The organism is Pseudomonas sp. BN414, assembly GCF_029871275.1.
GTDB lineage: Bacteria > Pseudomonadota > Gammaproteobacteria > Pseudomonadales > Pseudomonadaceae > Metapseudomonas > Metapseudomonas resinovorans_C.
Genome location: NZ_SSOL01000017.1, coordinates 109,239 through 133,586, shown reverse-complemented (window position 1 = coordinate 133,586; position 24,348 = coordinate 109,239). Strand labels below are relative to the sequence as shown.

Here is a 24,348-nt window from a genome sequence, read left to right as displayed (position 1 = left end):
TTAGTCGCGACCCCACGGGCGAGGCGCATCTTGGGGGATGTGCACATGTGGCGCCTGGATGATGCTGGCGGCATTCTGCAGGCCAACTTTGCTCTCCAGCGTTGTAGCGGAGAATCGGACACCCAACTTGTCTTCGAGCTGCTCAGACAGCTCGGTGCTGTTTACGAGATCGCCTAGTCGGGGGATGTCGATGGCTGCTTGGCGTACCCAGAGGTGGAAATTTTCCTTGAGATGGAGGCACTGTCCTTCGGGTGTGAACCAGCGATCGGCGAAATTCTCACTTGGGTTGGCAGGGTTCAGGACTTCATTGGAGTTTGATGCGCGGAAGTCGATAAGGCTCTGAAGCACCTGGTCCATTGCCCCGGCTAGGGCCGGACTGCCCGTATAGCCGCGCGCAGCAAGCGTCGTGATGATAATCGAGATCGGCTTGGACTCGGAATTTGCCTTGAACATCAGATCTCGATGTCGCTTGAGTAACTGGATGCAGCGTTGCAGGTGCGTTTTCCTGCGGTACAGAGGCACATCTTCAACCTGGGCGCGAGCTTCAACCAAGCCCATCAAACCCTCTCCCAGCTGGCGTGACTTGAACCACTCGATGTAGCCCTCGGGGTTGCTAACCTGCCAGCTCAGATCTCTGACTCTGTAGTTCGGCGCGCGGTCGTCGGTGATGTTCACCGAGTCGTCTGCTACCGTGCTGGCCAGGGCTTTATCTAGCCCCCGGCTCTCCAGTGCAGCAGTTAGCTGCTGCCTGTAGCCGAGATCAGTGGGAATGCAGGGCACGACATCCATGTGGAAGCTCAAGCCGTCCTGGTACTCAAGCCGCCAGCAACGGTGCTTTTCCTCAAGAGGGCAGGAGATACGGCGAGCCTCGCGGTAGCTCTCGAGCTCTTTCCCCACCATCTGCTTCAGGTTGTACTGACTGTGAGTCGCTTTGGTCACTCCTGTACGCAGTTTGCAAGCCAGATCGAGGTCATAGCTTTCACCATCGAGCAGCGGCCGGATGGCAGTGCCTAAGGCAAAGGACCCTTGGGCGAAAACATGCGGATCGTTAGCATCTATCGAGGACTCGGGGCGGCCGAACCATGCCCCCAGGTCTTGGTAGCGGCTGATCGCCTTTTCATAGGCACTTTCCGGGAGCTCCAGAGCTTCCACGGCCAGTTTGAGCGTCTTCTCGTAGCGGTCGGCAGCCATGTTCTCCACACTACCGCGCTTGGTCTGTTCGTTGCTCATGAGCATTGCTGGGCCTCCTGGGCATGCGGGCCCAAATGCAGTGTTGGCTTGAACTGGTTCTGGCTATCTCTATCCCGATCAAGGATCAGGTACGGATGCTGATGTTGCGTGGTGAGCAGGGCGCCAAACTCGATAGCAAGGGCGGCCGGAATCGCCGCAAAAACATGGATCGTTTTCGGGGTCTGAGCCTCGAGTTGGCTGAGATGTATCTGGAGCGCATCGCGGAACGCATGAATCACCCGCCGGTTCTGGACCATCGTGTAACTGGGCTCCGGAATGGTCAGCTCGGCGATGCGGGCGCCAGGTAGGGCTTCGTACACATCGCGATGCGGGATCTGGGCTGAGATGGACAGCACCAGCGCTAGCGGCGCATCGTCATCTGGTGGGGAAGTGAACAGAAACGCTGGCGGCTCAGCAGCTTGATCGGGCCAGCGCAGGCGATGCTCGCGATTGAAGGAAAAGAGCAGGCGTTTAGAGCGGTCGCCTATGGCCTGTCCCAATAGCATCAGCGCTGGAATGTCAGCCACACCCACCAAGGCCAGCGCAGGCGCGTCGCCATAGGCGCCCCCTCGGCGTTTCAGTTGCTGTTCCAAGTCGTGCTGGATGTCGTCCTTGATTTTCTGCCAATAGAACGTATCCCTGCCACGAGGTCCGGGAGGCGAGAACGTGATCTTGATGGGATGGTCGAAGGCCGTTAGTCCCTCGGAAGACATTGCAGTCAGCAGATCGCGAACGGAAATGTCATTGCTCGTTGCGAAATGCTGGCTCTGCACGATTACGGGTACTGCCCGGCCGCCATCGGGCGTTGTCGCAGCGAGGCGGATACGTTCGAGGTAGGCTTGATGCAGGCCACTCAAGTCATTTTCCGGGTAGCCATCCGCGTCACGATCAATCTTCTTGTGACAGCTTGGGCAGAGGAGCATGAGGTTGGCGCTGTCGTTGGTGAGCCCCTGCGCCTTTGCTTCGTCATGGTCCTTACGCCCCCGCGGACCTTGGGGGCTGGCCGGTAGGATGTGGGCTACCTCGCCCCACTTCATTGGCTTGCCTGCGCGGTAGTCGAATGTGAGATCGGTGCCGCATAGCTCGCAGTGACCGGCAGCCTGAGTCCAGACGATTCGTTTCGTTTCGTCGTTGGTGTCGTACCGCCCATTTGCGGGCTTGGTCTTTCCTTGTTCGTCCAATTCGGCGTACCCCCTGGTACATCGATGATCCTGGCTTGTGATGGCCAGACGGAATCAAACTGAGGTTGTAAGTTACACGGGAAGGTGACGGCTGCTTTTCCCCCAAGGCGGAACTGTCCCGCCAGTAAAAAAGGCCAGCGAGCAATGCTCGCCGGCCCTGTTGTTTACTCTTTGCTGCCCTCTATTCCTTCGGGGCCAATGGTCTCGACCTAACAGCGAAAGCCAGCCTTGGATGGCTGTCGCCGCTGCCTCCCCAGGCAGCGGCTATGCACCGTCTCGGTGCATTCGTTTCAACATTCAGTGAAAAAGTTTCAGTGTTTGTTGAAAAACTACGGCTGGCAGTTGCTATCGCTGCCAATAACAGCAGCTTCTTAATGGAAGAGACTCGTCCGCGTTGGCCATGATCTGCAGCAGATGATCGCGACAGCGTGGCGTTCTCTGTGTCAAACGGGGCCGGATTGAATGGGTTTTCGGGCATGGCGGTTTCCTCGATTTATTTGTATACGCGTATACTAATTAGCGAAAATCGTTACCGTCAACACCCTTTGCAGGATGGAGGAGATGTCAGGAGCCGCGGTGGTGGACAGTGATTCGATCAGGTCGGCTGGCGCGTCCGCAGTTGCGGCGTGGCAGTGGAGGCTTCAAGGCCGGGGGTTTACCGATTCGCAGCTGGAGTGGAAGAAGACATCAGGGGCGCCGATTGACGATCAGCAACTCGATCAGATCGGCGAGAAAGTCCACGGCCGCAACAACTGAAAAATCCATGTTGCGGGCAGCTTCAGTGGCACGGGCGAAAGTCGGATATTCGAGTTTATCTGGCGAGTGGCCTGGGACATCGCTAGCGTTGGCGCCGTCCCGGCGCTCGTTCATGTCGGCGAGAGCGCCGCGGTAGATCAGATGCGCAAGGTAAGTAACGCGAATCGCATCGGATTCATCTAGCCCGCGCTGCTTGAGACCAGAGAGCAGTCGCTCGACGCCGATGAAATTCCAGTCGGCTCGTGTCAACAGCGACGGAAAACGGGCAAGTTCCGGATGTTCGTGAAATAGGTCTTCGTAGAAGGTCGCACTACGATGGATGGTTTCACGCCAGTCGGATGGCGGTTTCTCCTCCCACGCTGCTCGATGCGTAGCGCTGAGTCGGCCGGCAATCAGAAGTTCGAGCTCCTCACGGTTACCGACGTGTTTGTACAGTGCCATCGGCGTCACGCTCAGGCGTTGCGCGACTGCGCGTAACGAAAGTTGCTCAGCCCCCTCGTCGTCAATGATCGCGATGGCTGCATCGACGATCTGCTCTGCGGTCAGTTTGGCTGGTCGGCCCACTCGCTTTTCGATTTTACTCATCGTCTCTGTAGGGCTTCGTTTCATTGCAACCTAGTTCGATGCTCATGACATACCGAACGCTCTGCACCATCGAGTGGCCGATACTAGCAAACTTCATGGCCACTCATTCGCCATGAGAACACGGTTACTGGAGACAAAGCCCTAGCGGATGATGGTCTCGGTTTCAGGGACGTGATGCTAGCCAATCTCCCCGCAGAAAATCTCTCGATTTCCGTCTGCTGGTCCCGTTCGCAGGACAATTGAGTACTGGCCTGAACGAAGCGTATCAAGGTCCACGTCGGCTCTGCGTGAGAGGGTCCAGCCCCGCTTACCGTCGTCTTTTTCAACCAGCACACGATCATTCATCGAATAGGCAGGAGCGGTGTCTGGATGCCTCTCGCAGGTGCCCGTGTAGATGTATGTGTAGATGTGGACTGGCCGCGTCGTTTCGCTAGGAACGCCGCTGATAAAAATCGACATGGAGGTGTCTTCGCCTGCAGCAGCCAGCGTGGCTTGGCCAATTTGCCCGGCATTCTGAGGGCTGGCGGTCAATCGCACATTGACTACTTGGCTATCGTCGATGGAGGTGCAACTGGCGAGGCATGTGAGAACTGTGATTAAGGGAGCATACAGTTTGTGCTTCATGGCTTGCCTCCCGTGCACGAGGCTTGCGGGTGGAGAACTGGCATGGTCATCGGGATGCTGGCTGCAGCAACTCGATGACTCATTCTCAAGTAAACGCCCAATTCCTGATCTTGTCTGCGCCCCGATCACTGGACTACTCAATCCATAACCAGCTCGGGCTTGCTTCTTCGGCCTGCGCGCAGAAACAGGGTCATAGGAATTGCTGCTAGGGTGATGAACATCATCAAACGGAAGTCCTGCAAATAGGCCAGCGTTGACGCTTGGCGCGTTACGTCTCGATCCAGCGTCATCAGTCCTGCAGGTGTATTGAGGTTGTAAGCGCCAGCCTGAACGGCCTGCTGAAGCGGCTGACTGAAGGGCGTCAGATAGCTTGAGAAGACCTCATGGTTGATTTGGGTTCGGTGACCCAGGTAGGTAATAACGATCGATATACCGATGCCGCTGCCCACATTGCGCAGCAAACTATATAGCGCCGTCCCGTCATTCCGGAAAGCCGGGGCAAGGGTGGAAAAGCTAATTGTCGTCAGTGGGGTGAAGATCAAGCCGAGACCAAAGCCCTGTATTACGCCCGAACGGATGAGCTCAGAGGTAGATGTCTCGGTCGTAAAAAGCGTCATGTCCCACAATGAGAGGCCAGTCAGTAGCAAGCCAGCGACGAGCAGCAGTCTTGGATCTACTCTGGCGATGAGTCGTCCCACCAGCAGCATCGCCAGCATGGTGCCCAGTCCTCGGGGCGCAAGTACGTAACCGACGTCGAGAACGGGGTACCCCATTAGGTTTTGCATGAAGGGTGGTAATAGCGCCATGGTGGCAAGCAGGACAATACCTACCAGAAAAATGAAGAAGAGCCCGACGCAAAAATTCCTATCCTTGAACAGCTTCGGGTTGATGAAAGGATCTTGGTGCGTCCAGGTGTGGACGATGAAAAGATAGAGACACAGCCCGGCCAGAAAGGCCTCCATCAAGATTTCACGACTGGCAAACCAGTCCAGCGATTCACCGCGGTCCAGCATCAACTGAAACGCGCCAATAGCGAGCGCCAGCAGCGAGAAGCCCAGCAGATCGAACTTCCTCGAGGTATCCATGATGGTTTCCTTCACGGAGGTCGCCATTCCCAGCCAGGCTAGAACGCCAAAAGGGAGATTGATGTAGAAGACCCAACGCCAGGAGTAGTACTCCGTCAGCCAGCCGCCCAGCGTCGGTCCGAGGATAGGGCCTACCATCACGCCGACTCCCCACATGGCCATGGCTGAACCGTGTTTTTCTCTAGGATAGGTATCCAGCAGGAGTGATTGGGATAAGGGCACCAGGCTGGCTCCGAAGATGCCCTGCAGGACTCGAAAGAGGACGATCTGCTCCAAGGTTTGCGCGGCACCGCAAAGCATGGACGTCAGGGTGAAGCCGATGATCGACCAGATGAAGATGCGCTTGCGCCCAAATCTTGATGCGAGAAACCCGGTGAGCGGCGTGAAAATCGCGGCTGCAATCACATATGAGGTCAGCACCCAGTTGATCTGCTCCTGGGTGGTTCCCATGGTTCCCTGCACGTGAGGGAGTGCGACGTTGGCAATGGTTGTGTCCAGCGCCTGCATGATGGTTGCTAGCATCACCGATAAGGTGATCACTCCGCGGCGAGAGTCATTCTGTTGGGGAAGAGGGGAGTCCATCGCGCATCTCCCGCTACAGCAGCAAATTGGACAAGCTACGACGATGATTCGTGTCGACCTCTACGATCGCACTCAGTCCTGCTCTCAGTGGCGGAGCCTCCGCCTGAGCTTCAAGGCGGATCCGAACTGGAATCCTTTGGCTCACTTTGACCCAGTTACCTGTCGCGTTCTGGGCTGGCAGGACCGAGAACTCAGAACCTGTCGCCGGACTGAGGCTCTCGACGACGCCGTTCCAGGATTTACTCGGATAGATGTCAAAACGCACCTCAACTCTCTGCCCCGGCTGCACATGCGTGAGGTCTTTCTCGGGAAAGTTCGCCTCGATCCAGAGATTGCCATCAACCACTAAGGTCATCGCGGTGGAGCCCGCTGACGCATACTGCCCAGGCTTTGGCAGATTGCTGACGCGACCTGGGAGAGGGGCGCGTACTTCCACTCGGGCTAGGTCCAGACGTGCTTGCTCGAGCTCGGCAAGTGCGGCGAGGTAACTCGGATGTTCCTCGATCGGCATGTTCACATCGCCGCCCAGTGACTCCGCGATGCGGGTCAGATCATGTTCCTTGGCAAGCTGCTCCTGTTCTGCGATCTGCTTGAGCTGTCGAGCTTCATCAAGCTTGGCGGCTGAGAGGAAGCCCTTTGATGCGAGGTTCTCCTGGCGCTGCCAATCCCGGGCAGAAAACTCAACACGGGTTCGCGTCAGCGCCAGCTCAGCCTTCTTCTCGTGATAGCTGGCCTTGAGTGAGGCAATGTCGGTACGAGTTTGGGCCAACTTGGCCTCAGCCTTGGCCGCGGCGATACGAAAGCTCGCCGGGTCTATCCGGAACAGCAGCTGCCCGGCCTGTACTTCCTGATTTTCCCTGGCCGACACTTCGAGAACGGTGCCCGAAACATCCGAACTTAGAGGCACTTTGTCCGCTTTCACGTAGGCATTGTCAGTCTCCACATAGCGACCGCCGTGGAGGTAGATGCCGATGGAGATTGCTATGACGCAGCATGGAGCTAACACCATCAGCACGAGGCGCCGGATCCGTTTTGATCTGATCGCGGAAATTGATTCGCTGTTCATCGTCTGCCTCAAGAGGAAAGATTGGTACGCACGCGTTGTAAGGCAGAGATCAGCGCCTGTGCTTCGTCCTCAGAGAGGTTGCGTAGCGCATCGATACGAGTCTGTTCGGCAACATGAGCGATCGTGGATAGCTCTGCGCCAGATTGCTGTCGCAGAAACAGAAGATGGGCTCGCCTATCACAAGGATCCCGGCGCCGCTCGACCAGACCAGCCTGTTCCAGTTGGTCGACCAGCCTGGCCAGAGTGATCGGCTTTATCTCGAGCATGTCTGCAAGATCTACCTGGCGACAGCCTTGGTTCTTCGACAGATAGACCAGGGTTCTTGCTTGGCTAAGGGTTAAGCTTTTATCTCGCAAGTGGCTTTCGAAGGAGCGCCGCATCAATTTGGCAACATCTGCGACCAGAAACCCCAGGCTGGCCATATCGGAACTCATGGCAAGGTATCCTCATAATAAGTATTGCTTACTATCTGCATGTGATTTTGCCTCACCGATCGTGTTCCCGGTGTTAGGAAAGTTCGTAAAGGAATGTCTTGGACGTGGTCAGGTGGCTACCTGAAGTTTGCGGGGCCAGGGTACTCGGACGTCATGGCCGTCCTTTGTAATAGCCGACAGCAACGATGAAGTTGCCCTCGCGCCTCATCAGCGTGTGTTTCAGCTCTTTGGCGCCCGTGACAGGGTTCCGCCATTCATAACTGGTTTCGCCTTCCTCCCGCCCTTGCACGGCGGAGAGGAGACGGGGGCCGATCAGTTCGCCATTCGCTCCCCGCAAGGAACTGACGTCATCGCCGACGAGCCGGTGATCCGCGCCATGGGCGACAAACGTATGGCTCTTCTCGTCAATGACAAACACATACAGATCGTCGCGATTGTAGAAGGCATCCAGGCGATTGATCTTCTCCAGGGTCGCATGCGTGTCGTGCCTCAGCGCGTCAACGGCATCATCGAGCAAACGGCGCGCTTCCTGAGGGGAGGAGCGGGGCATGTAGTAGCCGGCGGCAAATACTTTGTCCCCCACGCGCTGGAAGTACACGCGCTTTCGTTCGTGCTTGCCATCGCGCCAGTTCATCCAGTGGTACTCACGGCTATGAGTGACATCGTCTTCAGCGCTGGAGAGGGCGTCATTGAGCGCGGTTCTTAACTCATCGTCGAGCATGGGGCGAATATCTCGCCCGATGTAGATTGCCGAAGGCCCACCACTCGCCAGCATCACTCCTTGCGTGCTGACGACGTACACATAAGTGCTTGGTGTCGTGTAAGCGCCTTGCCGACTGAGCTGAGCAAGTACGGTATCGCCTTGTTTCCTGTATGCACTGACTGCCTTGGCAAGCAGTTCACGCGCTTGATTTGCCTCCACCTCGTAACCGCTAACCAGCTCGACGGCACCTGCGCCGAAAACAGGGCCGGTCATAGCTAGAAGGCAGGCAAAGCTGAGCGCGCTATGTTTGAACATGGAAATCCTTTGGCTGGCTGTAGGCGGAATCAGCGAAAAATATCGCCCAGGGATATGTGCATCGGGGGCGCACAGGCCGCATCGGTTTGATGGGGGCAGTAATCCTGCAAGGCTACGTGCCTGTCTGCGACGGTTGGTGCTGGCAATTCTGAACAGCCGACCAGTTGGTAGAACAGGCAGGTGAACAGCAGCATTTGTTTGCGCATGAGGAGGCCCTCGTTTTTTTTCTTGTTTTACTGCGCTGCCTCGAATCGGGCAGCATCAAGGGTAGCTGATGTAACCTAGTTACCTATGTAGATTAGGTTGTCCTTTCGGGCTCTGCAATAGCCACTTATCTTGTGTCGGATAAATGAACCCGGCTGGGAGCAACCGCTGAACGAGCGCTAGCCAGTATGGCGTTGTCGTGGTGGTTTCAATCCCGTTACGGGGCCGTGTGGTTGCAGGTTGGCATCGCCCCCCTTGTCGTGGAGAGGGGCGAGCCAAGCAGTTGCTCCTGGCTGATTGGCCAGGCGCGCATGCACGTGTGAGGAAGCAGCAAGCCTGCTGCAGTCCTCCGAAAATGAGCTTCATCTCACCGCTGGTGGCGGTGCCTCTACCGCAGAAGATGGCTGGAGGTAGGGTGACGAAGATAACGTAGTTATCTATCTTATGGCCTTCCTCCATTGTGTAGCAAGGGCATTTAGCCGTGGCACCACTGGTATAGATTTGCGGCGCCAGCATGGTGCCGTGACTGCCTATGGTTCGAGACGACGGAACCAGGGAAGCGAATGGAGAGGGGTGGGGTGCCGTCGAAGCGGACGAAGGGTGCAAGCAGAAAACGTTTTACAGATGCGATTTCCTGATGTAACTATGTTAACGTAGTTACCTAGGTAGCGACGCCCATGTTTGTAGAACAAGAACGAGACGACATGAAAATGACCGCACGCCAACACAAGCTCGCCATAAGCATTGCTGCAATCTGCGCCTCAATGACGGTAATCAGTCCGGCCTTCGCGATCGAGATCGACACCGGTAGCCCTGACTGGTCTGTTCGTTGGGACAACACCTTCCGCTACAACCTGCAGACCCGGGTAGAAGGTCGTGACCATCGCATCGGTGGAAACCCTGCTTTCGACGACGGTGATTACAAGTTCGATCGGGGCGACATTACCTCCAACCGCCTAGACGTCCTCAGTGAGTTGGAGGTTGGCTGGCGCAACACTCACGGCTTCCGTGTGTCCGCATCGGGATGGGTGGATCAGGCATACAACGACACGGATGTGGAGCAAAACCCCGCCCTCAAGAATGTTCCGTCCTCGTACTTCAACAACAAGTATTCGACGACTACCAAGCGTTTCTACCGTGGGCCGTCCGGCGAGATTCTTGATGCCTTCGTGTACGGCAACTTCGACATCGCCGAGATGCCGCTGTCTGTCAAAGCCGGTCAGCACGTCGTGTTCTGGGGGAACTCGATCTTTACTCAGTCGGGTATCGCTTACAGCCAGTCCCCAGTTGATGGTCGTAAAGGTGCAGCGACGCCTGGTACCGAGGTGCGTGAGCTTTTCCTGCCCTTGAACCAGATTTCTGCCACGATGCAGGTCAACGACAATCTTTCTGTGGCTGCCCAGTATTTCCTGGATTGGGAGCACGTTCGTTCGCCTGAGGGCGGTACTTTCCTCGGCCCCTCGGACTTTACTCTCGATGGTCCGGATCGCACTGGCGCTGGCTTGCCGTTCATTCGCGGTGATGCGCTGGAACCGGACGACAAGCGCGGCAACTGGGGTGTCAACGCGAAGTACAACTTCGTGGACTGGAACGCCACCACGGTAGGTCTCTACTACCGTGAATTCGATGAAAAGAACGGTCTCTGGCTGCTGCGTAATCCTACCAATCCGCTCCAGTATCGCGCCGTATTCCCCGAGAAGACCAAGCTCTACGGCCTGAGTGTGGACGCTACCATCGGTGTGTTCGCCGTCGGTGCCGAGTTTGCCTATCGCAAGAACGCGGGCCTCAACACCGTCGGCTTCGCCACTGCGAATGAAGGCGCCCGTGGCGATACCTACCACGTTGTCCTCAACACCATCTACGGCTTGACCCAAAACGCCATCTGGGACGCGGGTACGCTGTCCGCCGAATTGACCTACGACCATCTGATTGATGTCACCAAGAACGAGAATCTGTTCAACGGTGAGGACACTCGGAATTGCCCGCTCGGCAAATGGGCTGGTTGCGCTACGGATGACGCAATTGGCCTGGGTCTGCGTTTTGCCCCGCAGTGGTCGCAGATCATTCCCGGTGTAGACATGACCATTCCGGTCACTTACCAGGCCGGCCTGAAGGGAAACACGGCTGACTTCGGCGGCACCAACCAAGGCGCTGCGACCTATTCGATCGGTACGGAATTCAACATCCGCAACCAATGGACGGTCTCTCTGACCTATGCGGACTCCACAGCCCACATCTCTCGAAATGGGGCATCCTACTTTGGTAACGGTTCTTGGCAGACCACTGACCGCGGTCGTGTTGGCCTGACGGTCAAGACCAGCTTCTAACAATAACTAGAGGTAGTGTTCGTTATGAAAACCAAAGCTGCACTTTCCCTTGCGATACTGTCCGTGATGACCGTCGGGGCAAGCCACGCCACCGTGTCGTCGGAGGAAGTTGCCAAGCTCGGCACGAGCCTGACTGCCTGGGGCGCCGAGAAAGGCGGTAATGCCGATGGCACCATCCCTGAATACGCCGGTGGAATGACAAAGCCGCCGGCAAACTACCAGAACGGTACTGGCCGCTGGGTGGACCCGTTCCCGGATGAAAAGCCGCTCTTCACGATCGATGCGAAGAACGTGGCGCAATACGCCGATAAGCTGACTCCTGGCGCCCAGGAGCTCATTCGTCGCTGGCCGGATAGCTATCGCATCAATGTGTACCCGACTCACCGGACGTACCCACAGATGCCTGCGGAGCGAGCCGCTGCAACGGTAAAGAATGCGACCAACCCCGAATGCAAGACGACCGCCAACGGTGTTGGCCTGTCGGAAAGCTGCCTGGGAGGATTCCCGTTCCCGATCCCGAAGGATGGGTACGAGGTCATGTGGAACCACTCCGTAAGGGAGCGTGCGTTCGGCGGGTTCGAAGGGCGCGGTACTAACCTGGTGGTAGATGCCGCGGGCAACCTGGCGAACCCTCAGCAGTACTCGGTTTACACCAGCTACCCCTACTGGTCTGGGAACAAGGACTATTACTTCTACAGCGCTACCACCACGCTCTCGCCAGCGCGCGATTCCGGCAACAAGATCCTGTTGTGGTACCCGCTGCGCTATGACGAGAAAGACCAGCGCAGCTGGAGCTACTCGACTGGTCAGCGTCGTGTGCGCCTTGCCCCCGAGTTTTCCTATGACACACCCATCACTCCGCTGGGGGGGGTGCTGTACTTCGACGAGTCGAACATGTTCTCGGGGCGTATGGATCGCTTCGATTTCAAAGTGCTCGGCAAGAAAGAAATGTACGTACCCTACAACTCGTACAAGCAGGTGACCGCGCCGATCGATACCCTGATTGGCAAGAAACATGTCAATCCTGATGTAACCCGCTGGGAACTCCATCGCGTTTGGGTCGTTGAGGCGACGCTGAAAAACGGTATGCGCCACGCTGCCTCCAAGCGTAACTACTACGTAGATGAGGACAGCTGGAGCATTCTGGCGAGTGAAGGTTTCGATCAGTCGGGCAAAATCTTCCGCGTGCTGCTGGCGAATTTCGGCGCCAACTACATCTCCGGTGTGGGTGGGGTTGACTGGGCCTCGTCGATCGTCGGTTATGACTTGGCTCGCGGCGGCTACACCGCGGTGTCCAGCCAGGGTGATCCGAAGGCCTTCTTCAAACCCATCGATAAACTGCCGCCCAACGTATTCACGCCTGAAGCCATGGCTGGCCGGGGCGTTCGCTGATCCATCGCCTGGCGTGACCGCAGGAAGCAGCCACGCCAGGTTCCCGCTTCATCAATTGCTCCCTTTTCATGGCTACCGTTTTTGCACCGGCTTTCGAGCCGGTGTTTTTTTATCTGCTCTACGGCGGGCTGCTGTATCCAAAGGCATTCCATCGCTGGGAAAAGGGACGGACTTTCAAGGACAACCATGAAGAAGCTTTGGATGTTGATGCTGCTAACCGCCTTGGCCCCTGTCAGCCAGGCTGCTGAGCCAATAGTGATAGGACTCTCCTACCCGAAGTCTGGGGCTCAAAAGTGGTTGGGGTTGTCGCAAATGCGCGGTGCCCTGATGGCTGCGGACAAAATCAATGCAACAGGCGGATTACTGGGACGGCCCCTCGAGCTGCGCAGCCTGGATAGTGCCGGTAAGGCGAAAAAAGCTGTCGCCAATGTGGACGCGTTCCTGGACCAGGGCGCAGTTATGATTGTGGGCAGTGCAACCAGCGAAGAAGCAATTGCAGTAGGACAACGGGCCGAAGAGCGTGGAGTTCCATACTTCGTACCACTCGCTTACGGCAACGAGGTGACTTCGCGCTACGGACACTCGTACCTGTTCCGTGAGGGGCCAAGCGCACGCATGGCCAACAACGTATTGATGGAGTACCTCGGTACTCAAATGCCTAATCAGCGTTACTTCATCATCACTGGTGACGATGTCATCAGAAGTGGTGGGGTGGACTCTCTGGTGTCGGCGTCCCGGTCTGGGGAGGTTTCCAGTCCTGCGCACTATCGCGCAGCATTGAAGCTTGCCGCTGAAAGCGATGCGCAGATTCTCGTCTTGATGCTTTACGGCGAAGCCCTTACCGATGCCATGCGTATGGTGGAAAGGTTGCGACTCAAGGAACGCATGGCAGTCGTCGTCCCCAATCTGAGTGATGAGGCTGTGCTGCAAGCTGGTCCCACCGTAATGGAAGGGGTGATCGGGAGCACGCCCTGGACCTGGCGTTCGCCAGAAAGGGAGCAGAACGAGCAAGGCAAGGCCTTTGTCGATGCTTTCGTGAAGCAATACGGCGATTACCCGTCCAGTGTCGTTGCCTCAACCTACAGTGCAGTCATGCAATGGGCCGATGCAGTATCCCGCGCCAACACCACCAGCGCTGTTCCGGTCATCCAGGCACTGGAAGGGCATCGCTACCAACTGCTCAAGGACGAACAGGTTTGGCGCGCCTTGGATCACCAGAATATTCAGTCCATGTTTGTGGTGAAGGTTCGAAAGCGGGCCGACGTAATGCGCGACGAGCTGAAACAGGATTATTTCGAGGAGCTCTACTGGATGGAAAGCGAGGTCGCAGCGCCTACCGAAGCTGAAGTACGTTTAGAGCGATCACTGGGCACGCGCTAAGCGACTGAAGCGTTGGATCGCTGCGGAAGGACCGGACTCAGCCGGCGTCTGCAGCATCGTAAGTCCCCTTCGAAGTTCCTAAAGCGCGGATGGCCATATGCATTAGACGGCATAGTCGATGGCTTATGGCCTCCACGCATACCTCAAAGTCAGGTCGTGAGCATGACTTCGCCGCCCATCTGGCGGCTCTTGCTCGACCGAGATGCGTTTGCCCTGACGACCCGCGTTTCCATTTTGGGAGTTAGCTGGTCGATCTGATGACAAGAAAGGGAACGCTCAAGCCAACGTACGTGGACGAAAAAAAGGGCAGGGTAGCAATGCTACGCCTGCCCTTTTTAGTGGGCTCTTCAGTTGGGCTGTGGATTGGCCTCACAGCGTTTCTGATTACCGCTGGAGCAATGATGCTCCACTGTCGGATGCGGGGACACCTGGTCGAAATTAACGTCCTTAGCCGCTACCTTCCGGTCCTTGAGCAGGAAGTGCGATAGGGCGGGAATGAGTACCAACGCACCGAGCATGTTCCAGAGGAACATGAAGGTCAGCAGGATGCCCATGTCAGCTTGGAACTTGATGGGCGACCAGGCCCAGGTGACCACGCCTGCAGCCATCGTGATGCCGATGAGGGCGACCACCTTGCCGGTGAAGCCGAGGGCGAGCTCGTAAGATTCTGCCAATGTCGCGCCGAGACGCTGAGCGCGAATCTGCACGCTAAGCAGGTAAAGGGCGTAGTCGACGCCCACACCGACACCCAGGGCGATCACAGGTAGGGTTGCCACCTTGATCCCGATCCCGAGAAACACCATCAGCGCTTCACAGAGGAAGGAAGTGATCAGCAAGGGGACCATGGCCACAACTACGGCACGCCAGCTTCTGAACGTAATGAAGCAAAGCAGGATCACCGCCGCGTATAGCATCCCCAGGATCCGGTAGTTCGCCTCCTTAACGACGATATTGGTGGCAGCTTCGATACCTGCCGAGCCCGCTGCCAGGAGAAACTGGGTGTTCGGACTGTTGTGGGTGGCCGCAAAGGTTTCAACCGTGCGGCTCACCGCCGTCAACGTATCGGCTTTGTGGTCCTTCAGGTAGGCGATCATGGGCGTCACCGTACCATTGCCATTGATTGCCCCGGGGCTATCGACAATGGCTTGAGCAACCGCCTGGCTTACGGCGCTGGAGTTACGCGGGATGGTGCGCCACTTGGGATTGCCTTCGAATTGCCCAAAGGCAGTTTGTCGAATGCTATCCGGCAAGGAACTGGTAGCCAGCACTTCAGGTTGCTGCTTGAGTAGCCACGCCAAGCGGTCCTGCTCGACCAGTGATTGGAAGCTCGATACCCCATCCGGTGTGTTGGATTTGACGATCACCGCAAACTGGTCGCCGGAAAGTCCAAAGTGCTCGTTGATGTAGGCACTGTCCTGGTTGTACCGAGAGTCGGCGCGCAGTTCGGGGGCGCCTTTGTCCAGGTCACCCATCTTGAGGTACTTCAAGCTAACGGCGCATGCCGAGACGCCTACCGCAATTGACACTACCACCAGGGGGAGGGCAACGCGGCGCTCAGTGCAGCGGACGAGCAGCGACCAGAGGTTCACGCGCTTCTGGTGGGCTTTCTCCGCAGCCATGATGCTGCGCATGGCCGCTTTGGGGCTCACTCCCATGTAGGAAAGCGCGACCGGGATAAAGAATAGTTTGGTGAAGATCAGGATCAACACACCCAGGCTGGTGGTCAGCGCCAGGGTGCGGATCACGGGAATATCGATGATCATAAGGACGGCAAAGCCGACGACGTTGGCCAGCAGGGCTGTCAGCCCCGCCATGAACAACCGGCGGAAGGTGTAACGGGCCGCGACATACTTGTGGGTGCCCCTGCCGATGTCCTGCATTACCCCATTCATCTTCTGGGCGCCATGGGAAATGCCGATTGCGAACACCAAGAACGGTACGAGGATGGAGTAGGGGTTCAGGTCGTAGCCGAGCAGCTGCATGAGTCCCAGCAGCCATACCACTCCGCAGATCGAGGTCAGTACCAGCAGCGCAGTACTGCGTGCATCGCGGGTGTAAAGGAAGATGATCGCGGACGCGATGAGGGCCGAAAAGCCGAAGAACACAAAGACTTGTGTGAGGCCGCTGATGAGGTCGCCGGTGAGCTTCGCAAAGCCAATGATGTGAACCTTGTAGTTACCTTTGAGCTTTGCGTCCCCGCCGGCTTCGGGATGCTCGATGGGGTGGCGAATGTCACGCTCCAAGGTATCCGACAGTGCTTTGTAGTCGAGGACTTCATCTGTTTCGGGAATCTTGTCCAGCAATGGAACCATGATCATGCTCGACTTATAGTCCGAGCCGATCAAGCTGCCGCGAAGATTGGCTCGAATCGCATTGAGCTTGAACTTGTCGATGGATGCAGCGCTACCGTCATAGTCGAACGGCATCACCGGTCCGCCCTTGAATCCCTCTTCGGTGATTTCGGTCCAGCGCACAATCGGTGTCCAGACCGAGCGCATCAATGCGCGATCAACCCCCGGTGTGAGGAAGATCTTGTCATTGATACGTTTGACCACCTCCAGGTACTCGGGATCGAAGATATCGCCGTCTTTGGTTTCCACGACTACACGGATGGAGTTGCCGAGGCCCTTCAGTGAGTCCTTGTTCTCAAAGTAGTTTTTGATGAAGGGATGATTCTGCGGAATCATGTCGTCGAAGCTTGCATTGACTGTCAGCTGGGTCGCACGGTAGCCAAAGAAGATCGTGATGAGGGCGCAAATGATCAGAACCCAGATCCGATTGTTGAAAACCAGGCGCTCCAAACGATCACCCGAATTCTTGTCGAAGTCTTTCGGGTCTCGAATTACTGGTAGCGCGGTTTTGTGAGCATCTATGGCCACGGGGATACCTCATTCTTGTAATTGGACAAATAGCGGGAAATGCTCGGTGGATCAGGGGACGTGGCTGAGCGACTGCAAATTGGCGCCGGCCGTACCCACGATCACGACCTCATTCTTTTGTGCCTGAGCGATGCCGGTGAACATCGCGGGCCGCTCGACATTCAGCTTCTCAAAGGAAGAGTCGAGCGATCTGGCGCGCAGTAGTTGACCACCTTGGCTCACGACTAGAACTTGGTCGTCGTCGAGAATGGTCCCTCCGGTGATGGCGGTGTCGATGCCCGAGGCGGCGCGCTCCCAGGTAACGCCCTGGTCTCCGCTGCGGAAGAGGGACCCTCTCAAGCCGAATGCCAGGACCGCATGGTCTCTGGCAACTACACCGAAGAAACTACCGTTGTAGCCGGTGGCGAGCGCGCTGAAGTGATCACTGTCTTTGGGCTTCTTGAATACAATCCCGCGCTCGGAGGCGATATAGAGATCATCACCATCTAGGGCTATGGCATTCAGATGCAGGGCATCCGGATTGTCGACCAGCTCCATCTGGGGAACCCAGGACTTGCCACCGTCGGCGGTGTACATGATCTGATTGAAGGTTCCAACTACGTAGCCGTGCATGTCGTCCTTGAACGCGACATCCAGCCAGGGTTGCTCAGGGCCACCCTCTGTATTCAGGCGGACATCCTCGATGTACTTCTGGGCGGATTCATCGCCACGCTTTAGCTGACCTTCGTAGTACTCAAGCATCAGTGGACCGACGTCGCGCCCATCCAGTTGCTTAGTCCAGGTTGCACCAGCATCCACGGAATGCAGAATTACGCCGCCGTGCCCGACGGCCCAGCCCTTGGTCGCTGTGGGAAAGCTTAGTGCAGTCAGATCGATATCGACGGGGGTGCTTGCCTGATGCCAGGACACCCCTTTGTCGTCCGAGTACACGATATGGCCACGCCAACCAACAGCAACCAGCCGCTCACCCGCCTGGGCAACATCCAGAAGCTGTGTGCTGGCCGCCATTGGTGACATGGCTGCGTGACTGTCGAGCGGATCCTTGTATTCGGCGAAGGCGTGAACGGGGAGGGCGACAAGCAAGGCTGCAAGGAGAGCGGAACGGGTTGAGATCATGGCGATTCTTCTTGTTTTAACATGGATAACTAAGTTACATACTTTACCAAAAGCGGCGCGATGTAAATGCTTCTGATCGGAAGATTAGGGGAGCTTCCAGAGCGCCAAGCCGCAGCGCAGACGATGCGGCATTGTCCCGTCGGACATTCTGGCTGCGACGATCGCTCTCAGTTAGCGACTGTGGTGACCAAGCGCCTGCTGGTCGGCGTGGTAAGAGGAGCGCACCAAGGGGCCCGCGGCGACGTTCTTGAACCCCATTTCGGCACCTTTTTCGGCGAACCACGAAAAGACGTCGGGATGAACGAAACGCTGTACCGGAAGGTGATTGCGCGACGGCTGCAGGTACTGGCCGAGGGTCAGCATATCGATCTCGTGTTCACGCATACGCTGCATGACTTCGAGCACTTCGTCGTCGGTCTCGCCCAGGCCAAGCATCAGCCCGGATTTCGTTGGCACGTGGGGAACGCGCTTTTTGAAGTTCTGCAGCAGGTCCAGCGACCACTCAAAATCCGACCCTGGTCGCACTGCCTTGTACAGGCGCGGCACGGTTTCTAGGTTGTGGTTGAACACATCCGGCGGTTCCTGCTCGGTGATGGCGAGCGCCACGTCCATGCGTCCTCGATAGTCCGGTACCAGGGTTTCCAGTTGGATACCTGGTGACAATTCGCGGATCTCACGCAAGCAGTCGACGAAGTGCCGGGCGCCACCGTCGCGGAGGTCATCGCGGTCCACTGAGGTGATGACCACGTACTTCAAACGCAGGTCGGCAATAGCTACGGCTAGATTTTTCGGTTCGTCTGGGTCCAGAGGTTTCGGTCGGCCGTGGCCGACATCGCAGAAGGGGCAGCGACGGGTACAAATATCACCCATGATCATGAAGGTGGCGGTACCTCCGGAGAAGCACTCACCCAGGTTCGGGCAGGAGGCCTCTTCGCAAACGCTGTGCAGCTTGTGCTTACGCAGCAATTGCTTGATCCGCTCCACTTCGGGAGACGCCGATACGCGCGCGCGGATCCAGTCCGGTTTCTTCGGCGGCTCCTCGGTTGGAAGGATCTTCACCGGAATGCGCGCCACCTTCTCTGCGCCGCGAAGTTTCACGCCGGTTTCCACTTTGGTCGGCTTGCTGGTGAGCTCGGATGTATTCATCTGCATGCCTATCAAGTGCGTCCAGTGAGTGCCTCGGGCACCGCGTTAGCGGCCGCTGAACGAAGGCTTCTGCTTGTTCAGGAAAGCGTTTATGCCCGCCGTGAAGTCGCTGGATTGAGCGCAGGCACAAAAGCTGTCGCGCTCGGCATCCAGGTGTTGCTTGAGGTTTTGCTGGAGCGAGTCCCGAACCAGGCGCTTGGTCTGTCCGAGGGCAAAGGTAGGGGCCTTGGCTAGCTTCTGAACCATGGACTCACAGGCCTTGCTGAACTGCTCGACAGGGTGCACTTGATTGATCAGTCGCAGCTGCAGGGCCTCTGCGGCATCGAAGGGCTCGCTGAGTAACAGCAGTTCGAGGCTCTTGTTCAGGCCTACCAGTCGAGGGAGGTGCCAGGAGGCCGAAGCGTCTGGGCTCGTCCCGATGCCGGTGTAGGCTAGGTTGAAGCGCGTGCCCTCGGCGGCAAGGACGAAGTCGGACGCCAGGGCCAGGCTGACGCCGGCTCCGGCGACCACGCCGTGGACGGCGGCGATGACGGGTACGGGTAGCCGGGTCATGACCTCGATGCCTTCGTGCAGGGGATCGATCAGACGGCGGGCTTTCTCGGGCGTGGCACCGTCCAGATAGCTCAGGTCGCCACCTGCGCAGAAGGCCCGGCCGCGTCCATTGATGACGACGACGCGCACATCATCATTGCCCTGGATTTCCAGCATGGCTTGCAGGAAGCCCTGAGCGAGCTCTACGGTCATGGCGTTTAGCGCATCGGGCCGGTTCAGGCTGACTCGCGCAATCGATCCGTCGATTTCTAGTACAACGCTGCGGATTTCTGCTCCCATGGGTATTCGTCCTATTCAAGTAGCGGGATTCAAGGAAGGCGTCGCGAGTGCCAGTACTACGGCATTCTTGTCGAGGGGCGGATTGCCTTGCGGGATCGAGGTGAGTGACGCCTTTGACTGCAGGGCGCCATAGAGGGCGCCCAGTGCCATGTCGATCAGTAGCGTGCTGCGATTGGTGCAGGACAGGGGGCTCTTCTCCAGCCAGGCCGGCAGGTTGTTGAGGATGGCGACCAGTACCGGAGGGACGGCGCTTTTCAACGCTGCACTTTCTGCGCTCAGCAGGTACCCCAGCAGGGTGGAAAGGTGTTCCTCGTACTGGCGGCGAAGCAGAATGATTTCTTCCTGATGTGGCTCGCTAAGGCTGTGGAATTCGTGCTCGGCTAGTCGGAAGTGCTGGCTCTTGTCTTCGTGCAGCTTGAGATGCGCCTGCATCAGCTGGACCATGGCCGTTTCCGGCCGATCACGGTTGACTCGGAACGGTACGACCAGGTCCAGGAGATCTAGATAGATCGACTCGATCAGCTCGAAGAGCAACTGCTCCTTACCTTCGATATGGTTGTAGATGGAGCCGGGACTGATGCCTAGCCTTAAGGCCAGGTCACGCATGCTGACATTGCTGAAGCCGCGATCGGCGAACAGTTCAAGGGCGATGCTGCGAGTCAGGTTGTAGCGTGAGTCGTGCCGTTGGGGCGGTGATTCTGCGGCAACCTCAGTGCTCGATGGGGCTAATGCGTGAGGCATGCTTTTCTCCTGACAGCAACTGCGTCGTGCGTGAAACTTGGAACGACCCGCCGGAGCGGGTCAGGCTTTCGCCTCGGCAATGAGGGTTTTGAACGGAACTGACTCGTCGGCCAGCACCGCCGGATTCAACCGGGCACTTTCGGCGACCAGTTTCTTGGAGAGCATGAACTCCTGGGGCTTGTTGACCGCATCGACGGATAGCAGATGGCCGTCCCTGAAGTAGAACACTGCGAAGGAACGGGTAGCTGGATTTTCCAGGTCACCGCGCACAACGAACTCATCGAAGCCCGCGGAGAGACCCACCATTTGAAGCTTCAGATCGTATTGGTCGGACCAGAACCAGGGCACCGAGCGGTAAGGCACCTTGTTGCCGAGCAGCGTGTTGGCGGCAACCTTGCCTTGCTCCATGGCATTGGGGACGGACTCGAGACGGATCCGGCGGCCCAGGTACTCGCTGGGGTGATTGGTGCAGTCGCCGGCGGCGACGATGTCCGGGTCGGATGTGCAGGTGTATTCGTCTACCAGGATGCCGTTGTCTACGGCCAGGCCGGCGGCCTCCGCGAGTTCGGTGTTGGCGATCAGGCCAATGCCGACCACCACGAGATCCGCCTCGATGCGGCTGCCGTCGGTCAGGTGCACATGAGTAATCAGCTCATCGCCTTCGAGCGCCGCCACCTGGGCGCCGGTGCGTAGATCGACGCCGGCATCACGGTGTACGCGTTCGAAGAATGCGGACACTTCAGGAATAGTCACTCGGGCCAGCACGCGGGGCAGGCCCTCAAGGACTGTCACCCTGAGTCCGAGCTTCTGGGCAACAGCGGCAGTTTCCAGGCCGATGAAGCCGCCGCCGATGATGACCATGCGGGCGCCCAGCGTGGCACGCTCGCGAATGCGTTCGATGTCGTCGATGGTGCGCAGCAGGAAGACGTTGGGCCGGTCGGCACCTTCCAGCGGCAGCGGACGCGCCCGGCCACCGGTGGCGAGGACTAGCTTGTGATAGGGGATGGTGCGGCCATCGTCGAGGCTGACACGCTTGTGCTCGCGGTCGATACCCGTGGCGCGGACGCCACCGATGAACTCGATCCCCGCCTTTTCCAGGCTGGCGGCGGGCACGACATAAAGCTCTTCCGCGCTGACAGTGCCGGCGAAGTAGGCCTTGGACAGAGGCGGGCGTCGATAGGGTACGTGGGGCTCGTCGCCGATCATAGTCACGCGGCCGGTGTAGCCGAGTTTGCGTAGTTCGCTCGCGACCTCGCCGCCGGCCTGTCCGGCGCCAAGAATGACGATACCTGCATCTTCGCTCATGTTGCCTCCAGGCAATCCTTACTGCTTATCGCGTTCTTGTTCTGATTTCCGCCCCCGACCGGCGCCGGGGGGGAGGGTATAGCTATCAGTCGATGCGACCGACCAGGTGGCCGATGGGGAAAATCTCGCCGGCCGAGACCAGGATGGTAAGTACGCCGCTGGCCGGAGACTCCACATCAAGGACCGACTTGTCGCTTTCGATTGAGTAGATCACGTCGCCTTCGGCAACCGTGGCGCCGTTCTCGGCGATCCATTCGACCAGTTGCACTTCGGATACGGCATCACCAGCGGCGGGGATTCTGAGTTCAGTCATTTCATGATTTCCTGAGTGGCTTTTACGATGGCGTCAGCGCCTTTGTAGTGGAGTCCGAGCAGGCCCACGTGCTTCGGAACCGGGGCGTATGCGCCGGCGATTCGTTGCACAGGAGCCTTGAGCTTGCCGAAGAGCTCCTGGTGGAGCAGGGCGGAGATTTCGGCGGCCGGCCCCATGAAATCGGTGGCTCGATGCGCAATGACGGCGCGGCCGGTCTTGGCGACTGATTCGAGAATGGTTTGTCCATCCAGTGGCACCAAGCTGCGCAGGTCGATGACCTCGGCGCTGATCCCTTGGCTGGCCAGAGCATCGGCGGCCTTGAGGGCGTCACCCACGGCCGGGCCATAGGAAATGATCGACACGTCGCTGCCTTCCCGGCGAATGGCTGCCAGCCCCAGGGGGATGCGGTATTCGCCTTCGGGCATTTCCGAGGTACCGAACAGGTTCAGCATGGAGTGGATTAGCACTACCGGGTCCGGATCGAAGATCGCGGAGAGTAGGAGGCCCTTGGCATCGGTCGGGTTGTTCGGGTAGCAGACCTTGAGGCCGGGCGTATGCATCAGCCAGGCTTCGGTGGATTGCGAGTGCTGGGCACCGTTGCCGGCGCCGACCAGGGTCATCATGGTCATCGGCACGGACATCTGGCCGCCGGTCATGTAACGGGCCTTGGCGGCGTGGTTGATCATCTGGTCCATCGCAACCGGCAGGAAGTCCATCATCAGTAGTTCGCCAACGGGCTTCATGCCGGCGAGACCGGCGCCGACGCAAGCGCCGAAGATGCCTTGCTCGGCAATGGGAGTGGAACGGACGCGATCACCGAAACGAGTAGACAGGCCACGGCTAATGCCGACGACGCCGCTGGCCGGATCGGCGATGTCCTCACCCAGCATGATTACCTGCTTGTCCTGCTCCATGGCGATTGTGAGCGCTTCATTGAAGGCATCGCGCATGGTGGCCTTGCGCATCGGGCCAGTGGGTACGGGGGCCGCTTGCGGGCGAACACGGCTGATGGGTTGGAACGTGGGGTCCTGGTAGACGTCGCTGACCACATCGGCTTCGCTGAACGGAGCAACCGGGGTTTCCAGGACGGTCGAGATATCCCGCGTAACCTCCTCCGCAACGCCTGCTTCAAGGGCCTCCACATCGGTCTCGCTGGCATGGCCCTCGGCAATCAACTGGGCGCGCAGCGCCAGGATCGGATCGCGGGCCTTCTCGGCCGCCAACTCTTCCTGGTTCATATAGGCGCCCGCATCGGCGAAATAATGGCCGCTCAAGCGGTAGGTGACGGATTCGACAAAGGTCGGACCATTGCCACTGCGAGCTCGTTCGATCGCTTCATTGAACACGTTGGCCAGGGCTTGAGGGTCGCGGCCGCTCACGGTCACGCCGGGCATACGGTAACCGTCCGCACGCTCTGCCAGTTTTTCCAGTACCGAGTATTCGGACAGCGGGGTGGACTCGGCCCAGCCGTTGTTATGGCAGACGAAAATGATCGGCAGCTTCCAGAGGGAGGCGAACAGCATCGCTTCATGGACCGCACCAATGCTGGTGGCGCCGTCGCCGAAGCTGACGGTGACCACTTTGCCGGTCTTTTGCAGTTGGGAAGCGAGCGCGAGGCCGACGCCGACCGGGGCGCTGGAACCTACGATGCCAGTGGTCATCATCAGGCCAAGGTCTTCACGTGCTACGCCCATGCCGCCGCCCTTGCCGCCACAGACGCCGGAGGAATGGCCAATGCATTCGGCAAGCAGTTCGCGCAGCGGCAGGCCGCGGGCGAGGGTATCCGCCAGGCCACGATAGATGGTGACCATCTGGTCTTCGCTGCTAAGGCATTGGGCAAGTACTGAAGGGGCGAGCTCCTGGCCTGTCACTGGGTAGAAGCTGAAGGAAATCTTGCCAGCACGAAGCTGCTTGGCAATCGCCTGCTCGGCCGCGCGAATGAGAGCAACACGTCGATAGATCGCCTTCATTTCTGGGGAGGCAAGGGGGACCTTTTGCTGGGTAGTGGGCGTCGACACGCGGTTATCTCCTATCGGTAGCGGCTAGGTTTTGTGATTCGAGGGCGCCCGGTTGCGGGGTCGGCCTGAAACCTGTGAGAGGTAAAATACCTTCACTGATTTAACTTGTATACCTAATTTATCTATCTCTCTTCA

At 58.1% G+C, this 24,348-nt stretch carries 21 protein-coding genes; 4 read left to right on the top strand and 17 right to left on the bottom strand.

The window, feature by feature from the left end:
• Together E8E95_RS00910 and E8E95_RS00905 are read right to left on the bottom strand one after the other, a co-directional pair.
• Entirely contained in the window at positions 1 to 1,236 is a 1,236-nt protein-coding gene (locus tag E8E95_RS00910; protein ID WP_280283423.1) for a nucleotidyltransferase, read from the bottom strand.
• Positions 1,227 to 2,411 carry an SAVED domain-containing protein gene (locus E8E95_RS00905; RefSeq protein WP_280283424.1) on the bottom strand — a complete coding sequence of 395 codons (1,185 nt, stop codon included), beginning with the start codon at positions 2,409 to 2,411 and terminating at the stop codon, positions 1,227 to 1,229. Before E8E95_RS00905 ends, E8E95_RS00910 begins: the two co-directional genes overlap by 10 nt.
• Positions 2,412 to 2,677: 266 nt before the next feature.
• Here E8E95_RS00905 and E8E95_RS00900 point away from each other — a divergent pair, with 266 nt between their 5' ends.
• Positions 2,678 to 2,815 (top strand): hypothetical protein, encoded by a 138-nt coding sequence (locus tag E8E95_RS00900; RefSeq protein ID WP_280347428.1) that lies wholly within the window; start codon positions 2,678 to 2,680, stop codon positions 2,813 to 2,815.
• Between the two features lie 283 nt (positions 2,816 to 3,098).
• Here the strand turns inward: E8E95_RS00900 and E8E95_RS00895 are convergent, their stop codons facing one another.
• The 7 genes from E8E95_RS00895 to E8E95_RS00865 form a co-directional block, all read right to left on the bottom strand.
• Positions 3,099 to 3,752, bottom strand: a complete 654-nt coding sequence (locus tag E8E95_RS00895; RefSeq protein ID WP_280347427.1) for a TetR/AcrR family transcriptional regulator — start codon at positions 3,750 to 3,752, stop codon at positions 3,099 to 3,101.
• Between the two features lie 177 nt (positions 3,753 to 3,929).
• Entirely contained in the window at positions 3,930 to 4,376 is a 447-nt protein-coding gene (locus E8E95_RS00890; protein ID WP_280347425.1) for a hypothetical protein, read from the bottom strand.
• Between the two features lie 137 nt (positions 4,377 to 4,513).
• The gene (locus E8E95_RS00885) at positions 4,514 to 6,043 is read right to left on the bottom strand and encodes a DHA2 family efflux MFS transporter permease subunit (RefSeq protein ID WP_280347423.1); all 1,530 of its coding nucleotides are present in this window, start codon (positions 6,041 to 6,043) and stop codon (positions 4,514 to 4,516) included.
• Between the two features lie 13 nt (positions 6,044 to 6,056).
• The gene (locus E8E95_RS00880) at positions 6,057 to 7,109 is read right to left on the bottom strand and encodes an HlyD family secretion protein (protein ID WP_280347421.1); all 1,053 of its coding nucleotides are present in this window, start codon (positions 7,107 to 7,109) and stop codon (positions 6,057 to 6,059) included.
• Positions 7,110 to 7,117: 8 nt separating this feature from the next.
• Entirely contained in the window at positions 7,118 to 7,543 is a 426-nt protein-coding gene (locus E8E95_RS00875) for a MarR family winged helix-turn-helix transcriptional regulator (protein WP_280347418.1), read from the bottom strand.
• 151 nt (positions 7,544 to 7,694) lie between these two features.
• Positions 7,695 to 8,561 carry a cache domain-containing protein gene (locus E8E95_RS00870; RefSeq protein ID WP_280347416.1) on the bottom strand — a complete coding sequence of 289 codons (867 nt, stop codon included), beginning with the start codon at positions 8,559 to 8,561 and terminating at the stop codon, positions 7,695 to 7,697.
• Positions 8,562 to 8,590: 29 nt separating this feature from the next.
• Entirely contained in the window at positions 8,591 to 8,767 is a 177-nt protein-coding gene (locus E8E95_RS00865; RefSeq protein WP_280347414.1) for a hypothetical protein, read from the bottom strand.
• Between the two features lie 702 nt (positions 8,768 to 9,469).
• Here E8E95_RS00865 and E8E95_RS00860 point away from each other — a divergent pair.
• The 3 genes from E8E95_RS00860 to E8E95_RS00850 all read left to right on the top strand — a co-directional run bounded on the left by E8E95_RS00860 (position 9,470) and on the right by E8E95_RS00850 (position 13,864).
• Entirely contained in the window at positions 9,470 to 11,092 is a 1,623-nt protein-coding gene (locus E8E95_RS00860; RefSeq protein ID WP_280347412.1) for a DUF1302 domain-containing protein, read from the top strand.
• Positions 11,093 to 11,116: 24 nt separating this feature from the next.
• Positions 11,117 to 12,484: a DUF1329 domain-containing protein gene (locus E8E95_RS00855; RefSeq protein ID WP_280347410.1), complete on the top strand. Its 1,368-nt coding sequence runs from the start codon at positions 11,117 to 11,119 to the stop codon at positions 12,482 to 12,484.
• A 186-nt stretch (positions 12,485 to 12,670) separates the two neighbouring features.
• Positions 12,671 to 13,864: an ABC transporter substrate-binding protein gene (locus E8E95_RS00850; protein ID WP_280347408.1), complete on the top strand. Its 1,194-nt coding sequence runs from the start codon at positions 12,671 to 12,673 to the stop codon at positions 13,862 to 13,864.
• A gap of 347 nt (positions 13,865 to 14,211) precedes the next feature.
• On the opposite strand, the gene E8E95_RS00845 is transcribed toward E8E95_RS00850, so the two are convergent.
• From E8E95_RS00845 to E8E95_RS00810, 8 genes are all read right to left on the bottom strand, one after another.
• Complete coding sequence (locus E8E95_RS00845) at positions 14,212 to 16,743, bottom strand: MMPL family transporter (RefSeq protein ID WP_280347406.1); 2,532 nt, start codon at positions 16,741 to 16,743, stop codon at positions 14,212 to 14,214.
• Between the two features lie 51 nt (positions 16,744 to 16,794).
• Positions 16,795 to 17,859, bottom strand: a complete 1,065-nt coding sequence (locus E8E95_RS00840; protein WP_280347403.1) for a YCF48-related protein — start codon at positions 17,857 to 17,859, stop codon at positions 16,795 to 16,797.
• A gap of 171 nt (positions 17,860 to 18,030) precedes the next feature.
• On the bottom strand, positions 18,031 to 19,005 hold the full coding sequence (gene lipA, locus E8E95_RS00835; RefSeq protein ID WP_280347401.1) for a lipoyl synthase: 975 nt from the start codon (positions 19,003 to 19,005) through the stop codon (positions 18,031 to 18,033).
• Between the two features lie 45 nt (positions 19,006 to 19,050).
• Positions 19,051 to 19,836, bottom strand: coding sequence for an enoyl-CoA hydratase-related protein (locus E8E95_RS00830; protein ID WP_280347398.1), 786 nt, complete (start codon positions 19,834 to 19,836; stop codon positions 19,051 to 19,053).
• 15 nt (positions 19,837 to 19,851) lie between these two features.
• On the bottom strand, positions 19,852 to 20,577 hold the full coding sequence (locus E8E95_RS00825; protein WP_280347396.1) for a TetR/AcrR family transcriptional regulator: 726 nt from the start codon (positions 20,575 to 20,577) through the stop codon (positions 19,852 to 19,854).
• A gap of 60 nt (positions 20,578 to 20,637) precedes the next feature.
• On the bottom strand, positions 20,638 to 21,882 hold the full coding sequence (locus E8E95_RS00820; RefSeq protein ID WP_280347394.1) for an FAD-dependent oxidoreductase: 1,245 nt from the start codon (positions 21,880 to 21,882) through the stop codon (positions 20,638 to 20,640).
• A gap of 85 nt (positions 21,883 to 21,967) precedes the next feature.
• Positions 21,968 to 22,195 carry a lipoyl domain-containing protein gene (locus tag E8E95_RS00815; protein ID WP_280347392.1) on the bottom strand — a complete coding sequence of 76 codons (228 nt, stop codon included), beginning with the start codon at positions 22,193 to 22,195 and terminating at the stop codon, positions 21,968 to 21,970.
• Complete coding sequence (locus E8E95_RS00810) at positions 22,192 to 24,165, bottom strand: alpha-ketoacid dehydrogenase subunit alpha/beta (protein ID WP_280347440.1); 1,974 nt, start codon at positions 24,163 to 24,165, stop codon at positions 22,192 to 22,194. The genes E8E95_RS00815 and E8E95_RS00810 overlap by 4 nt, the downstream gene beginning before the upstream one ends.
• Positions 24,166 to 24,348 lie beyond the last annotated feature (183 nt).

Bases quoted from the DNA above. Each gene is read 5' to 3' on its own strand.
- E8E95_RS00910 (WP_280283423.1), bottom strand. From the start codon at position 1,236: ATGCTCATGAGCAACGAACAGACCAAGCGCGGTAGTGTGGAGAACATG.
- E8E95_RS00900 (WP_280347428.1), top strand. From the start codon at position 2,678: ATGCACCGTCTCGGTGCATTCGTTTCAACATTCAGTGAAAAAGTTTCA.
- E8E95_RS00895 (WP_280347427.1), bottom strand. From the start codon at position 3,752: ATGAGTAAAATCGAAAAGCGAGTGGGCCGACCAGCCAAACTGACCGCA.
- E8E95_RS00890 (WP_280347425.1), bottom strand. From the start codon at position 4,376: ATGAAGCACAAACTGTATGCTCCCTTAATCACAGTTCTCACATGCCTC.
- E8E95_RS00885 (WP_280347423.1), bottom strand. From the start codon at position 6,043: ATGGACTCCCCTCTTCCCCAACAGAATGACTCTCGCCGCGGAGTGATC.
- E8E95_RS00880 (WP_280347421.1), bottom strand. From the start codon at position 7,109: ATGAACAGCGAATCAATTTCCGCGATCAGATCAAAACGGATCCGGCGC.
- E8E95_RS00875 (WP_280347418.1), bottom strand. From the start codon at position 7,543: ATGAGTTCCGATATGGCCAGCCTGGGGTTTCTGGTCGCAGATGTTGCC.
- E8E95_RS00870 (WP_280347416.1), bottom strand. From the start codon at position 8,561: ATGTTCAAACATAGCGCGCTCAGCTTTGCCTGCCTTCTAGCTATGACC.
- E8E95_RS00865 (WP_280347414.1), bottom strand. From the start codon at position 8,767: ATGCGCAAACAAATGCTGCTGTTCACCTGCCTGTTCTACCAACTGGTC.
- E8E95_RS00860 (WP_280347412.1), top strand. From the start codon at position 9,470: ATGAAAATGACCGCACGCCAACACAAGCTCGCCATAAGCATTGCTGCA.
- E8E95_RS00855 (WP_280347410.1), top strand. From the start codon at position 11,117: ATGAAAACCAAAGCTGCACTTTCCCTTGCGATACTGTCCGTGATGACC.
- E8E95_RS00850 (WP_280347408.1), top strand. From the start codon at position 12,671: ATGAAGAAGCTTTGGATGTTGATGCTGCTAACCGCCTTGGCCCCTGTC.
- E8E95_RS00840 (WP_280347403.1), bottom strand. From the start codon at position 17,859: ATGATCTCAACCCGTTCCGCTCTCCTTGCAGCCTTGCTTGTCGCCCTC.
- lipA (WP_280347401.1), bottom strand. From the start codon at position 19,005: ATGAATACATCCGAGCTCACCAGCAAGCCGACCAAAGTGGAAACCGGC.
- E8E95_RS00830 (WP_280347398.1), bottom strand. From the start codon at position 19,836: ATGGGAGCAGAAATCCGCAGCGTTGTACTAGAAATCGACGGATCGATT.
- E8E95_RS00825 (WP_280347396.1), bottom strand. From the start codon at position 20,577: ATGCCTCACGCATTAGCCCCATCGAGCACTGAGGTTGCCGCAGAATCA.
- E8E95_RS00820 (WP_280347394.1), bottom strand. From the start codon at position 21,882: ATGAGCGAAGATGCAGGTATCGTCATTCTTGGCGCCGGACAGGCCGGC.
- E8E95_RS00815 (WP_280347392.1), bottom strand. From the start codon at position 22,195: ATGACTGAACTCAGAATCCCCGCCGCTGGTGATGCCGTATCCGAAGTG.
- E8E95_RS00810 (WP_280347440.1), bottom strand. From the start codon at position 24,165: ATGAAGGCGATCTATCGACGTGTTGCTCTCATTCGCGCGGCCGAGCAG.